Consider the following 13,225-nt stretch of genomic DNA (forward strand, 5'->3'; position numbering starts at 1 on the left):
GATGGCCAGCCCCGGGCCTGAGACAATCGGGGGATGAGCGAACCGAAAGAACTATCCCCCTCGTTTGAACCCGGCGTACAGGACGCATCCGATTTCCCTGAGGGCTGGCTGCAAGTCCAGTCCATGAACCTTGACGCCCAGGGCGTGGCCCGCAAGCCCGACGGCAAGGTCATCTTCATCGAAGGTGCACTCCCTTTTGAGCTGGTCACCGCCAACACCCACCGCAAGAAAAACAACTGGGAGCAGGCCAGCCTGACGGCGATCCATCGCGAATCGTCACAGCGCGTGCGTCCCGGCTGCCCACATTTCGGCCTGCATGCCGGTGCCTGCGGCGGCTGCAAAATGCAGCATCTGCATATTGGTGCCCAGGTGGCCGTCAAGCAGCGCGTGCTGGAAGACAACCTCTGGCACCTGGGTAAGGTCAAGGCGCAGACCATGCTGCGGCCCATCGAAGGCCCCGCCTGGGGCTACCGCTACCGAGCCCGCCTGTCGGTGCGCCACGTGATCAAGAAGGGCGAGGTGCTGATCGGCTTTCATGAGCGCAAGAGCCGCTATGTGGCCGACATGCAGCAATGCCCTGTGCTCCCGCCCCATGTCGACGCCATGCTGATGCCGCTGCGCGCACTGATCGCCGGCATGGATGCCCGCGACACCTGCCCCCAGATCGAACTGGCCTGTGGCGACACGGTGACCGCGTTGGTGCTGCGCCACCTCGAGCCGCTGAGCGCTGACGACATTGCCCGGCTGCGTGCCTTCGCGGCTGAGCACCAGGTGCAGTGGTGGCTGCAGCCCAAGGGCCCAGACACGGTGAAGCTGCTGGACGAAGGTGGCGAGCTGCTGTCGTATGCGCTGCCGGACTTTGGTATCACCATGCCGTTCAAGCCCACCGACTTCACGCAGGTGAACCCGCACATCAACCGTGTGCTGGTGTCGCGCGCGCTGCGCCTGCTGGACGTGCAGCCACACGAGCGTGTGATCGACTGGTTTTGTGGCCTGGGCAACTTCACACTGCCGCTGGCCACGCAGGCGCGCGAAGTGTTGGGTATTGAAGGCAGCGAAACGCTGGTGGCCCGCTCGCGCGAGAACTATGCATTGAATCAGGCCGTAGCGCCCGACCATAAAGCGCTGGCAGCTACTGATTTTGTAGCGCGCAATCTGTTCGAGATGACTCCCGAGATGCTGGTGGCCGACGGGTCCGCCGACAAGTGGCTGGTGGACCCACCCCGCGAAGGTGCCTTCGCGCTGGCCAAGGCGCTGGCCGACATCGAGCAGGCACGCATCGGTGCCGAAGGCGCCGGGCCATTGCCTGAAGGGGCCGAGGGCTGGACGCCCCCAAAGCGCATTGTCTACGTGAGTTGCAACCCCGCCACGCTGGCGCGCGATGCAGGGCTGCTGGTGCATCTGGCGGGCTACCGGTGCACGGCGGCTGGCATGGTGAACATGTTCCCGCACACGGCCCACGTCGAGAGCATGGCCGTGTTTGAGCGGGAGTGAGTCAGTCAGGGGCGCAATCAATGTGGGGTTGCGCCTGTGGGGGCACTCCACCCCACCGCAACCTCAACTGCGGCCGCGGTTGGTGGCGGTGTCGCTGGGTTCGGTTTCGATGTCGGCCGGCGGCTCGCTGCGCTTAGGCTTTTCAACCTTGCCCAGCACCGACGGCGTGCCCTCGATCTTGTTTTCGCGCATGTAGCCGTCCATGTCCTTCCAGCCTGCAAACACCGAGGCCTTGGCGGCCTTGGGGTTGAGGGTGTAGCAGTCCTCCAGACCCCGCAGCGCATGGCGGCAGGCGCCACCAATGGCTTTGGCTTCTGCGTCGCGCTGCTCTATGCGTGGATCAGGGCCTAACCCGGGAATTTTGTCGCAGCCCGCGAGCAGCACAACGGTCGAAAGGACCATCAGGCGCAACAGGGGGAATGTGGAGGGTGGATACATGTACTTGCATTATCGGCATGCCCGCAGCGCTATTGAGGCCTGATCCTGGCAAGGGGGCCATAAAAAAGGCTCCCGCAGGAGCCTTTTGATGAAAGTCAAGGCCAATCAAGGCCAGGCAGTGCCTCAATCGCGCTCGCCGCCCATGATGCCCAGCAGGGCCAGCAGGCTCTGGAATACGTTGAAGATGTCCAGGTACAGGGCCAGGGTGGCGCTGATGTAGTTGGTTTCGCCGCCGTCCAGAATCTGCTTGATGTCATACAGCATGTAGGCGCTGAAGATGCCGATGGCTGCCATGGAGATGGCCATCATGCCGGCAGTGGAGCCCACGAACACATTCACGACAGCACCGACCATGAGCACCAGTGCGCCCACCATCAGCCACTTGCCCATGCCCGACAGATCGCGCTTGACGACGCTGGCCACGCTGGCCATCACCAGGAACACGCCCGCTGTGCCGGCAAAGGCCGTCATGATGAGCTCGGCGCCGTTCGAGAACCCCAGCACCATGCCGATCATGCGCGACAGCATCAAGCCCATGAAGAACGTGAATGCCAGCAACACGGGCACGCCAGCGGCCGAGCGCTTGGTTTTTTCGATGGCATACATGAAGCCGAACGCGCCACCCAGGAACACGATCAAGCCGAGGCCGCCGCGCAGCGACTGTGTGATGCCCGTGGCGACACCAATCCAGGCGCCCAGCACCGTGGGGATCAGGCTCAGCGCCAGCAGCCAATAGGTATTGCGAAGCACCCGGTGGCGTTCTTGCTGCGAGATGCCATAGCCCGCAGAGTGGCCCAGGGTGGTGACTTGGTCATTCATCTTGTGTCTCTCCTTGATAGCCTGCACCATGCAGACAAAGCAAATTCTAGGTGGTGACGATGGATTGTTTTGCAATGGCGTTGCCCTGTCACCTACTTTTTGTGAGGGTACTTTCACCCCGACTGGGGGTAAACGCCTTGGCATTCTCGCTATGCTTGGCGCCTCTTGCTCCGGGGCGTTTCGCCTTGAGCGCCCCGATTATTTCCTTGCCGGAGTGAACGCATGAAGACCAAACACGAACTTGAACTGGCCGATGTCAAAGTCATTGCCGCTGCCGCAGAAGCTGAAGCCCTCAAGAACCAATGGGCCGTGGCGATTGCCGTTGTGGACGATGGCGGGCACCTGCTGTGGCTGCAGCGCCTGGATGGTGCCGCTGCCTCGGCCTCCTACATTGCCCCCTCCAAGGCCCGCACGGCAGCCATGGGCCGCCGTGAGAGCAAGGTGTATGAGGACATCATCAATGGTGGCCGCACGGCCTTCCTGAGCGTGCCAGCCATCGATGGCTTGCTTGAAGGCGGCGTGCCCATCATGAAGGACGGCCAGTGCCTGGGCGCGGTGGGCGTGAGCGGGGTGAAGTCCAACGAAGATGCGCAGATTGCACGTGCTGGCATCGCCGCATTGGGCTTGTGATAAGCCACTGGCGCATCAGACAACTCTGTTTTTGATAGCTCAGAAGCTACATAGATAAAGCACAAAACGCCAATAGTCGTCAGATTATTGATGCCCCAACAAAAAACCGGCTCAGCGCCGGTTTTTTGTTGCCAGCGGCTGTTTCAAGAGCCGCGCAGGATAGGTATGGCGTATGGCGAAGTGGGAAAAAAAGCCTGGCTACGCGGGGGTAAACCCGTTGGCTGGCAAAAACGACCCTGTCGGACTTATGACAAGTCCGGGAGTCGCCCCACGATGAAACTGGAGAGGGAAGGTTTTTGGAAAATTGTCCTGGCCCGGCAGGCTGAGCCCGCTCGGCGTGCCGTGTTATTTCGTCAGGATCAGTTTGCCCAGCTTGGTGGCCTGCAGGCGATACACCGAGCCGTTGTGGCTGATGGACACGGCCTTTTGGCCTTGCAACAGGGCGCTGCTGTCCACGGCAAGTTCCGCAGGGCTGGTGCCCGTGCCGCCGTCGATGGGGCGCTGTGCGGCGGCGTTTTCGGCATGGCCTGGGCGCAAAAGCGAGGCGGAGGTCATGGTGGTGGCTTGCATGGTTGGTTTCCTGTGGCGGTGCGTTTTGTTAATGATAACGATTCGCAATTACTGGTCAAGCGGAATTTATGTTTCTTTTTGTGCAGTTGGTGCAGTTGGTGCCGGTTGTGCTGTCGGTGCTGGCGAATGAAAGCTCTGTGCGGCCTGACCCCTCCGTGCTGGGCATGACGCTTTGGTTGATGCGGCAACCCGTGGGTGTGTGAGGTCTGAAGGCCAACCCACCAACTCACCAACCCATTGCGGCAAAGCACGGGCCTGGGCGTTCTTCGCTTTGCGACGGCGAAGGGGCCGCCAAGGCACGGTAAAGGCTAACAAACCCTTTGTGCGCCTGGCGTCAGGGCTGTGGCTCCGTCACAAAACCAATTTTGCGTACTCCGGCGCGCTGGGCGGCGGCCATGGCCTGGGCCACGAACTCGTAGCGCACTTCCTTGTCGCCGCGGATGTGCAGGTCGGGCTGTGGTTCCTTGGCGGCTTCGGCCTGCAACAGCGGGTAGAGCTCTTCTTGCGTGACCTGCGACTCGTTCCAGAAGTATTTGCCATCAGCCGCCACCGACAGGCGCACGGTTTCGGGCTTGATGTTCTCAATCTGGTTGGTGGCGCGCGGCAGGTCCACGTTCACCGAGTGTTTCATCACCGGCACGGTGATGATGAAAATGATGAGCAGCACCAGCATGACATCCACCAGGGGCGTCATGTTGATTTCGTTCATCACCTCATCGGATTCGTCTTGGGTTCCGAAGGCCATGGTGTTCAGCCGCCTTTCTTCATGGGCACCACATTGCCGGGCTCGCCGGTGCTGACGCGGGCGCCGGTCACAAAATAGGCGTGCAGGTCATGGGCAAAGCTGTTCAGGCCATTCAGGATGGACTTGTTACCGCGCACCAGCGCGTTGTAGCCCAGCACCGCAGGAATGGCCACGGCCAGGCCGAGCGCCGTCATGATCAGTGCTTCACCAATAGGACCGGCCACCTTGTCGATGGTGGACTGGCCCGAGGTGCCGATGGCCAGCAGCGCGTGGTAGATGCCCCAGACGGTGCCGAACAGCCCGATGAAAGGCGCGGTGGAACCCACCGAGGCCAGGATGGCCAGGCCCGACTGCAGGCGGGCGGTGAATTCGTCGATGCAGTTGCGCAGGCAGCGGGTAACCCAGTCGCTCACGTCCAGGCTGTCGTGCAGGTGGGCCTTGGTGTTGCGGTGGTGGGCCGTGGCCTCGCGGCCTTCCAGCGCCAGGTGGCGGAAGGGGTTGGTCGGGTCCGTGCCCAGCTTGGTCAGGCCTGCGGCAAAGTCCTCGCTGTGCCAGAAGTCCTGCGCAGTGCGGGCGTGCTTTTTGAATTTGATGATGTCCAGCGCCTTGATGAGGATGACGATCCACGAGGCCAGCGACATGCCCAGCAGCAGGATGGCGACGGCGCGGGTGACAAAGTCACCCTGGATCCAGACGTTGGCGATGCCGAATTGCGATTCCATGAAAAAACTCCCTGAAGCGGTGATCTAAAACGTTGATTGGGCTATTCGAGAACGAAGTTGACAGGGACCAGATTCCACATGGTCTCGGGCACACCGTTGCGTTTGCCGGGCACAAAGCGCCAGCGCATGACGGCTTCTTGCGCCTGTCGGTCCAGCCGGTCAAAACCGCTGGACTTGCTGATTTCTACCTTTTGCGGCAAACCGTCGGTGCCGATCAGCACGCGCAGCACCACCTTGCCCTGCTCGCCCATGCGTTTGCTGATGGCGGGGTAGCTGGGCTTGGGGTTGTTCAGGTAAGCCGCATCGCTCGATGGCATCTCGATGCGCGGTGGGGCCGGTGGGGCGGGCGCTGCAGGCGCTGGCGCCGGGGGCGCTGCGGGGGCTTCCATCGGTGGCGCAGGCGGCTGTGGCGTGGTGATGCCTGTGGGCGCGTTAGGCGCGGGCACGGGGTCATTGATGGCCACCGGCATCGGCGCCGGGCGTGGCGCAACCTTGGGCGCCGGCTTGGGCGGCGGTGGCGGTGCGGGCGGTGGCGGTGTCACCTTGGGCGGGGCCGGCGGCGCGATGAACTCGCTGAGCAACTCGGCCGGCACGATCACTTCGGCGGCCTTGCGTACCAGGCCAGACTGCAGCGCCCAGATGCCGCCGACATGCAGTGCAATGACAGAGCCCACGATCACGGTATTGCGGCTGATGCCCCTTGGGGCAGCAAAACGATCTGGGTAAGACATAAAAATGATAGCTACTTGCGCTTATTCAATAAGCGCCAGAGGCCTAAAAGACCTTGATTATTTGCGAAAGATCCACCAGGCCGAGCCTGCGACGAGGATCAGGCTGCCCGCGAGTGTTGAGAGGAGTTCCATGACTTGCTTTCCAAAATGGAGTTGGCAAGCTGTATCGTCTGTGGCGCGGCATCATTGTGCACCGCAGCAACAGGGTGCGATGCACTGCATTGCGCCACCACGTCACGGGCGCAGCTCTCGCAGCATCCGCACTGGGTGGCTACGCCCAGCTCAAACTGGATCTCGTCGAAGCTCATGCCAGCGCGTGCATGGCGGGCAATCTCACGGTCAGAAATCCGGCGGCAAACACAGACGATCATGATGGCAAGCAGGCAGTGTGGCTGGCTGTTGAAGAAGAAGTGATTGTATTATAAATACGAATCTATCGCATTTGCAATAAATAAACTCACCCCATCCCAATCACTTTCTGCCATTGGGATAACAGGCGTGAGACAACGCTCAGCGTGGGGCGTCGTCGTTGAGCGGGGCGTCTGCGTCCAGCAATGCCGGCGAGGCGTCGGCCAGCGTGGCGCACCCGGTCAGGGCCATCGCCACTTCCAGCTCGTCGCGCAGCAGGCGCAGCACATGGGCCACACCGACCGCCCCCGCGTTGGCAAGGCCCCATACCACGGGCCGCCCCACCAGCACCGCCGATGCGCCCAGCGCTATGGCCTTGAGGATGTCGGTGCCGCGCCGGATTCCGCCATCCACCAGCACCGGCACGGCGCCTGCCACGGCCCGCACCACGCGTGGCAATGCCTGGGCCGTGGCGGGTGCCGTATCGAGCGTGCGCCCGCCGTGGTTTGACACGATCAGGCCCGCAGCGCCCACAGAGATCGCCAGGCGCGCGTCGGCAGGGTGCAGCACGCCCTTGAGCAGCACCGGCAGGCGGGTGATGGACCGCAGCCAGGCGATGTCGTCCCACGTGGGGGCATGGTGCAGCAGGCCATCGAACAGGGCGCTTTGGCCGGGGTGCGGCTCAACGGGTGCCGGAGCCTGCAGGCCTGCAAGGTTGACCGCAGCGATACCGGGCGGCAGCCGAAAGCCCGCACGCCGCTCGCGGTCGCGCACGCCGCTGGCGGGGGCGTCCACCGTCAGCACCAGGGCTTCATAACCGGCGGCTTCGGCGCGCTGCACCAGGGCCTGCGTAAAACCACGGTCATGCTGCAGATACAGCTGAAACCACAACGGCCCGCGCCCCGGGTCGGGTTGTACGGCGTGCGCAATGGTTTCCAGTGCGACGCTGGCCTGCGTGCTCAGCACCACCCCCGCACCCTGTGCCGCTGCTGCATAGGCCATGGCCAGTTCGCCGTCGGTGTGGGCCAGGCGCTGAAAGGCGATGGGTGCAACCAGCACCGGGTGGGCGAGGGTGCGGCCCAGCAACGTCACCCGCGTGTGGCCGCCCGCAAGGGGGCGCAGCACGCGGGGCCACAGCGGCAGGGTATCCCACGCGCAGCGGTTGGCGCGCAGCGTGATCTCGTCGCCAGCGCCACCGCTGAAATAGGCCCAGGCGTTGTCGTCCAGGCGCTGGCGCGCGTGCAGTTCGTGGTCTGCCAGGTTGGCCGTGGCGGGTGGCAACGTGCCGCGTTGCAGGGTGGGGGCAGTGTTTTTGGTCAAAATGGCCTCTAGCGCAATCTGGTCAAGCGCAAGCAGCTATTGTTTTTGAATAGAACCGCAGCCGTGGCGGGGGGCTAAAGGCGTTGCTGATGGCCCCCGGGGGGGCTCAGGCATCCGCCCACATGCGCAGCAGATTGTGGTACGTGCCGGTCAGTCCGACCACGGCGGGGTCGGTGTCGCCCACGCGGCTGCGCAGTTTGAGCAGATCCATGTCCATGTTCCACAGCAGCAGGCGCTGCTCGGTCGAGCGCACCATGCTTTCGATCCAGAAAAAGCTGGCGATGCGCGCGCCGCGCGTGACGGGCGCCACCTGGTGCACCGTGGAGCTGGGGTAGAGCACCATGTCACCGGCTGGCAGCTTGACGTGGCGTTCGCTGTGCGCGTCGTGGATGCGCAGCTCGCCGCCGTCGTATTCCTCAGGCCCGGCCAGGAACAGGGTGCAGGAGATATCGCTGCGCACCCATTGGTCCGGTGACCTGGAGCGCAGCACGGCGCCATCGACATGGTCGCCGTAAAAATTGCTGTCACCGCTGTAGCGGTTGAACAGCGGATTGAAAATCTTCTTGGGCAGGGCTGCCGAAAAGAACAGCGCGTCGCGCTGCAGTGCGGCCAGTACCAGCGCGCGCAACTGGTGCGATGGCGCGCTGTCTTGCGCCAGTTGCTCGTTGCGCTTGTGCGCCAGCGCCTGGCCCCCCGCGCTGCTGCGGCCATCGATCCAGGGTGCGTCCGCTCCCAGCAGGGAGCGGGCGGTCTGGACCTCATCGGGTGTGAGGATGTTTTTGAGGTGCAAGAACATGGAGGGCGAGCAGCATGCAGGGGCGGGTTTTAGAAGCGCGATTTGAGCGTCAGTTGCACCGAGCGGGTGGCCCCGGCGCCGTAGAAGCCACGGTACAGCGTGTCGGCATATAGCTTGTTGGTCAGGTTGGTGACGTTGAGCTTGAGCGATGTCTTGTCGTTGATGCTGTATTCGACCATGGCGTCGGCCGTGGCAAAGCCGCTGGCCTCCATGGCACGCGAGCCCTCGGGATTTTGTGATCCACGGTAGGTCAGGCCTGCGCCCACGCGCCACTGGGGCGCAACGGCGTAGGTGCTCCAGATGCTGCCGCTGTGCTTGGGCGTCAGACCCGGGCGGTCGCCCTGCACCTGTGCACCGCCGCCGTTGGACGCCAGCACCGTGGTGCTCTTGTCGATCTTGGCGTTCGGGATCCAGGTGTGGTTCGTGAAGATCTCCCACTTCGGCGTGATGCGGCCGGCCAGGTTGAACTCCATGCCCGTAGCGTGGCGCTTGCCCGACAGCAGGTAGCCCGGGTTGTCGGGGTCGGTGTTGCGTTCGTTGAATTTTTCGCTGTAGAACGCGGCCACGCCCAGCAGCGCGCGGCGTTCGAACAGCTCCCACTTGCCGCCGATCTCGATGTTGCGGCTCTTTTCGGGGGGCGTGTTGGCCAGCGAACCGGTGCCTGGGTTGGCCACGGTGCCGCCCGTGCTGATGCTGCCGAACTGGTAGGTATCGCCAGACGTGTTGTACGAAGAGCCATACGACACGTAGTACGACGTGAGTTCGTCGGGCTGGAATATCAGCCCTGCACGGGGGCTCCAAAGGCCGTCAGAGGTTTCGTCGGCCAAGGTGCCGTCGGCATTGCGGTAGTTCGCCTTGAAGCGGTCGTAGCGCAGGCCGCCCACCAGTTTGACGGTGGATGTAAGCGACAGCGTGTCCTGCAGGTAGATGCCGAGGTTCTGCGCCTTGAAGGTATTGAGCGCCACGGGTGCGCGTGTGTCGGCAACCCAGTCTCCGTTGTTAGGCGTGCCCACGGTGGTGTTGGGGCGGGCTGTGGGGTTGGCGTAGTTGGCGTTGCGGCTGGCATCGTCGTGGTAATAGTCCACGCCGGCCAATACGTCGTTCTTCATTCCGCCCAGGTTGAACGAGTTGGTGTAGTCGCTTTGCACCTGGGTCATCGTGCTCTCGCCGATGCGGCCTTTGGAGCCACGCGTCAGCACGGTGTCGCCGTTGATCTGGTCCAGCGCCGTGGGGCGTGGGTTGGCAAAACCGATGGTGCTGGCCAGCAGGTCACGTTCGTACTTGCCGCGGCGCAGGCGCGTCTGCAACTCGCCGCCGTCGCCAAAGCGGTGGATGTGGCCCATGGTGACGTACTGCGACGACGTGTTGAGGTGGTCGCTGTTGAGGCCGTAGTAGTTCTTGGACGGCAAGGTGGCGACGATCTTGCCGTTGTCGCTGATCCAGGGGCTGTTGTAGTTGGGGCGGCCCTTGACGTCGAGGTAGTACAGGCCCACCGAGAACTCGTCGGCCGTGCCGATGCCCCAGGCGAACGTGGGCGCAATGCCGCGTTTGTCCTGCTTGGCACCATAGTTGTCCGCGTTGTGCACCAGCGCATTCAGGCGAAACGCTGCGTTTTCACCGGTCTTGAAGTTGAAGTCGCCCGTCAGGCGGTTTTCCTTGCCGGTGCCAAGGGTGTACGAGACTTCGTGCTGGTCGATCAGCAGGGGTGCCTTGTTGACCTGGTTGACCACGCCACCGGTCGAGCCCTTGCCAAACAGCATCGACGCCGAGCCCTTGAGCACTTCCACACGGTCGTTGTTGAAGGTGTCGCGCTCGATCAGCGGGGCATCTTTCATGCCGTCGATGTATATGTCGCCCGCCTGGCCCAGCGAGAAACCGCGCAAACGCACATCCTCTTCGCCGGTTTCGCCGGCCTGGAAGGTCACGCCCGCCGTGGTGCGCAGCACGTCGCGGAAGTCGTCCTGGTTACGGTCGGCCATGAGCTTTTCGGTGAACACCGTGACGGACTGCGGAATGTCCTTGATGTCCTGCTTGCCTTTGCCCACGGTGGTTTTTTTGATCAGCAGTGTGTCCTTGCCCTGCACGTCGGCCGCTTCTTTCACAGTCACGGTCGAGAGGGTAGTTTCTGGCGGGCTGGTTTGTGCCATGGCGCCCATGGAGGCTGCCAGCATGAGTGCGCCCAAAGGCAGCAAGGCCACGTCCGAAGACATGCCATGTGTGGCGGGGCTCGCGGGGGCTACGGCAGTGGAAGGTGAGGGCAGCACGGGGCTGAGGCGCGGGGCGCGTGGATTGGCCAAGATGGACTCCGTCAGTGAGGGGGGCAGGTGGCGCGTGGATGCGCCAAGAGCCGACGAAAGGCAGTGGCTAGATCAACATGGCTGTGCGTCGTCGTGCTTCTTTATGTTACATCAAATGCGGGTCATTCTCATTTGTATTGATGTTTGTCTGCCACACCTTTGCCGGCGTCCAGGCGAAAAAAAACCGGCGAAAGCCGGTTTTTTGCTGCAAGGCAGAGCGTCTTATTTGACGTGCTTGCCGATCAGGCCTGCGAGTTCAAACATCGACACCTGTGGCTTGCCAAACAGCTCCTTGAGCTTGGCATCTGCATTGATGTTGCGCTTATTGGCGGCGTCCTGCAGGTTGTTGGCCTTGATGTAGACCCACAGCTTGCTGATGATCTCCGTGCGTGGCAGCGGTGCCGAGCCCACCACGGCAGCCAGCGCAGGGCTGGGCGTGAGCGCCTTCATGAAAGCGGCGTTGGGGGTGCGCTTCTTGGCGGGTGCAGCGGCCTTATCGGCTGCTGGGGCTGTTTTTGCCGGAGCTTTTTTTGCAGTTGCCATGTTGGGTTTTCCTTGTTGGACGTAAATTTTTACCAGCTAAACGACGCTTTGCTACTGGCAGACCGATGCTAATGGGAAAAAATTGCGTTTCCAAGGGAGAAAACGCTTTTTTTGCCTCGATTTGTAGCGGCGGTGCTGCGCCAGGCGGGCCCGTCACCCCTAGCGGCACCACTGGCTTGACAAAATGCGGTGTTCGGCTGGGCCGGGCGCGGTGGGCCCAGCAGGGCTTATCTGTACGTCGTTATCCTTTGATTTTTGCCATTGTGAAAGGCCTTTGCCATGACCTCCGCGCTCCCTCCTGCATTCAGCACCTGTGATTTTTGTGATGTACACAAGGGCGACACCAGTGGTGCTTTTCGTGTGCTGGCGCCCGTTTTTCAGAGCTTTGGCGGCGTCAACGCCTTCTCGGGCCAGGTCAGCACCGTGAAATGCCATGAGGACAACACCTTGGTGAAGGCCGCCGTGGATTCCGCAGGGGCGGGGCGTGTTCTGGTGGTAGATGGTGGGGGCTCGCTGCGCCGTGCGCTGGTCGGCGGCAACCTTGCTGCAGCTGCGGCTCGCAATGGTTGGGCGGGCATTGTGGTGGACGGCTGTGTGCGTGACGTGGCCGAGCTGAATGCGACGGCCGTCGGGATTCGCGCCCTGGCGCTCATGCCACTGCCTACAGAAAAACGCAATGAAGGCCTGCGCGATGTGCCTGCGCAGATCCAAGGCGTGTGGGTGCGTCCCGGTGACTGGCTGTATGCCGATGCGGACGGCATCGTGGTGAGCGCCCAGGCGCTGGCGGCCTGACCCCCTCTCGGCTGTTTTTGCCGGGCACGGCGCACCTGCGGCCGCTGCCTTCAATCGACCGGGCGGTGGTTTTGACGCACGCGCATGGCTGCGCGTGAGGGCAGGGTGGCAAGCACCACGCTCGCCAGGGCAATGGCAAAGGCGATCAATTGCAGCGTGGTGAGTGATTCACCCAGCGCCACCACGCCCACTGCCGCCGCACTCACGGGCAGCATGACGCTGAACACCCCGCCTTGGGCGGCTGGCACGGCCTTGAGGCCGGTCATCCAGAGCCATACCGTCCACATGCAGGCGGCCAGTGCATAAAACAGCAGCAGCGCCCACGTACCCCAGCCGACCGTGGCAAAGGGGAAATCCCAGGCCAGATAAAGCCCGAAAGGGGTCGTCAGCACAAACCCCCACAGGTTGATGAGCGAGGTGATGCGTTTGGGCCCCAGGCTGGCGGTGAGCTTTTTGCCGATCACCGTGTACGCGGCTTCACACACCACGGCGCCCATCAGCAGCCAGTGGCCCAACCATGCCAAGTTTTTGCCATTATTGCCCGTAAGCGCTTGACTGGTCTGCGCAATGTGCTCTTGTTTTGATAGTGAAAAAAGACCAATGCCGATGACAGCACACAACACGGCGACCCAAGTGCGCGGAGCCACCCGTTCGCGCAAGAAGGCCCAGCCCATCACTGCCACTGCGGCGGGAATGGCCGCCATGGTGACACCGGCCGACACGGCGTCGGTCAGGCTCACACCGTAGATCATGCAGATGGTGAACAAAAAGTTGCCCAGGAACGACTCCAGAAAAAGCAGCCGTTTGGTTTGCGGGGTGAGCGCGGGTTCGTCCAGGGGCTTTTTGAGCCAGTGCAGCATCGCCACGCCGCCAATACCAAACCGCAACCAGGCCAGCAGAAGCACCGGCAGCACCGCCGCCAGCGGTTTGGACAGCGCAACGTAGCAGCCCACCAGCGACATGCTGAGGGCCAGGCACAA

At 62.7% G+C, this 13,225-nt stretch carries 16 protein-coding genes; 4 read left to right on the forward strand and 12 right to left on the reverse strand.

Going from position 1 to position 13,225, the window contains the following annotated elements; translation table 11 throughout:
- Positions 1 to 33: 33 nt before the first annotated feature.
- Positions 34 to 1,494 carry a 23S rRNA (uracil(1939)-C(5))-methyltransferase RlmD gene (gene rlmD / locus KI609_RS10125; protein ID WP_226449651.1) on the forward strand — a complete coding sequence of 487 codons (1,461 nt, stop codon included), beginning with the start codon at positions 34 to 36 and terminating at the stop codon, positions 1,492 to 1,494.
- Between the two features lie 63 nt (positions 1,495 to 1,557).
- Here the strand turns inward: rlmD and KI609_RS10130 are convergent, their stop codons facing one another.
- Both KI609_RS10130 and KI609_RS10135 read right to left on the reverse strand, forming a co-directional pair.
- The gene (locus KI609_RS10130; protein ID WP_226449653.1) at positions 1,558 to 1,932 is read right to left on the reverse strand and encodes a hypothetical protein; all 375 of its coding nucleotides are present in this window, start codon (positions 1,930 to 1,932) and stop codon (positions 1,558 to 1,560) included.
- A gap of 123 nt (positions 1,933 to 2,055) precedes the next feature.
- Positions 2,056 to 2,751 (reverse strand): Bax inhibitor-1/YccA family protein, encoded by a 696-nt coding sequence (locus KI609_RS10135; protein WP_226449655.1) that lies wholly within the window; start codon positions 2,749 to 2,751, stop codon positions 2,056 to 2,058.
- Positions 2,752 to 2,973: 222 nt separating this feature from the next.
- Between KI609_RS10135 and KI609_RS10140 the strand changes: the two genes are divergently transcribed.
- Positions 2,974 to 3,381: a GlcG/HbpS family heme-binding protein gene (locus tag KI609_RS10140; RefSeq protein WP_226449657.1), complete on the forward strand. Its 408-nt coding sequence runs from the start codon at positions 2,974 to 2,976 to the stop codon at positions 3,379 to 3,381.
- A 345-nt stretch (positions 3,382 to 3,726) separates the two neighbouring features.
- Here KI609_RS10140 and hemP read toward each other — a convergent pair whose 3' ends face one another.
- The gene (gene hemP / locus KI609_RS10145; RefSeq protein ID WP_226449659.1) at positions 3,727 to 3,951 is read right to left on the reverse strand and encodes a hemin uptake protein HemP; all 225 of its coding nucleotides are present in this window, start codon (positions 3,949 to 3,951) and stop codon (positions 3,727 to 3,729) included.
- Positions 3,952 to 4,019: 68 nt separating this feature from the next.
- On the opposite strand from hemP, the gene KI609_RS22910 reads away from it, so the two are divergent.
- The gene (locus KI609_RS22910; RefSeq protein WP_264181379.1) at positions 4,020 to 4,154 is read left to right on the forward strand and encodes a hypothetical protein; all 135 of its coding nucleotides are present in this window, start codon (positions 4,020 to 4,022) and stop codon (positions 4,152 to 4,154) included.
- 131 nt (positions 4,155 to 4,285) lie between these two features.
- On the opposite strand, the gene KI609_RS10150 is transcribed toward KI609_RS22910, so the two are convergent.
- From KI609_RS10150 to KI609_RS10185, 8 genes are all read right to left on the reverse strand, one after another.
- On the reverse strand, positions 4,286 to 4,696 hold the full coding sequence (locus KI609_RS10150) for an ExbD/TolR family protein (protein WP_226449662.1): 411 nt from the start codon (positions 4,694 to 4,696) through the stop codon (positions 4,286 to 4,288).
- A gap of 5 nt (positions 4,697 to 4,701) precedes the next feature.
- Positions 4,702 to 5,418: a MotA/TolQ/ExbB proton channel family protein gene (locus KI609_RS10155; protein ID WP_226449664.1), complete on the reverse strand. Its 717-nt coding sequence runs from the start codon at positions 5,416 to 5,418 to the stop codon at positions 4,702 to 4,704.
- A 41-nt stretch (positions 5,419 to 5,459) separates the two neighbouring features.
- Positions 5,460 to 6,149: an energy transducer TonB gene (locus KI609_RS10160; RefSeq protein ID WP_226449666.1), complete on the reverse strand. Its 690-nt coding sequence runs from the start codon at positions 6,147 to 6,149 to the stop codon at positions 5,460 to 5,462.
- 98 nt (positions 6,150 to 6,247) lie between these two features.
- The gene (locus KI609_RS10165) at positions 6,248 to 6,520 is read right to left on the reverse strand and encodes a bacterioferritin-associated ferredoxin (protein ID WP_226449668.1); all 273 of its coding nucleotides are present in this window, start codon (positions 6,518 to 6,520) and stop codon (positions 6,248 to 6,250) included.
- A 139-nt stretch (positions 6,521 to 6,659) separates the two neighbouring features.
- Positions 6,660 to 7,817, reverse strand: a complete 1,158-nt coding sequence (locus KI609_RS10170; protein WP_226449670.1) for an alpha-hydroxy acid oxidase — start codon at positions 7,815 to 7,817, stop codon at positions 6,660 to 6,662.
- Between the two features lie 106 nt (positions 7,818 to 7,923).
- Positions 7,924 to 8,613, reverse strand: a complete 690-nt coding sequence (locus KI609_RS10175; RefSeq protein ID WP_226449672.1) for a Fe2+-dependent dioxygenase — start codon at positions 8,611 to 8,613, stop codon at positions 7,924 to 7,926.
- A gap of 29 nt (positions 8,614 to 8,642) precedes the next feature.
- The gene (locus KI609_RS10180; protein ID WP_226449675.1) at positions 8,643 to 10,823 is read right to left on the reverse strand and encodes a TonB-dependent receptor; all 2,181 of its coding nucleotides are present in this window, start codon (positions 10,821 to 10,823) and stop codon (positions 8,643 to 8,645) included.
- A 309-nt stretch (positions 10,824 to 11,132) separates the two neighbouring features.
- Complete coding sequence (locus KI609_RS10185; RefSeq protein ID WP_226449677.1) at positions 11,133 to 11,453, reverse strand: SWIB/MDM2 domain-containing protein; 321 nt, start codon at positions 11,451 to 11,453, stop codon at positions 11,133 to 11,135.
- 279 nt (positions 11,454 to 11,732) lie between these two features.
- Here KI609_RS10185 and rraA point away from each other — a divergent pair, with 279 nt between their 5' ends.
- On the forward strand, positions 11,733 to 12,245 hold the full coding sequence (gene rraA, locus KI609_RS10190; RefSeq protein WP_226449679.1) for a ribonuclease E activity regulator RraA: 513 nt from the start codon (positions 11,733 to 11,735) through the stop codon (positions 12,243 to 12,245).
- A gap of 50 nt (positions 12,246 to 12,295) precedes the next feature.
- Here the strand turns inward: rraA and KI609_RS10195 are convergent, their stop codons facing one another.
- On the reverse strand, positions 12,296 to 13,207 hold the full coding sequence (locus KI609_RS10195; protein WP_413463424.1) for a DMT family transporter: 912 nt from the start codon (positions 13,205 to 13,207) through the stop codon (positions 12,296 to 12,298).
- Positions 13,208 to 13,225: the final 18 nt, after the last annotated feature.

Source organism: Acidovorax radicis, assembly GCF_020510705.1.
Taxonomy (GTDB): Bacteria; Pseudomonadota; Gammaproteobacteria; order Burkholderiales; family Burkholderiaceae_C; genus Acidovorax; species Acidovorax radicis_A.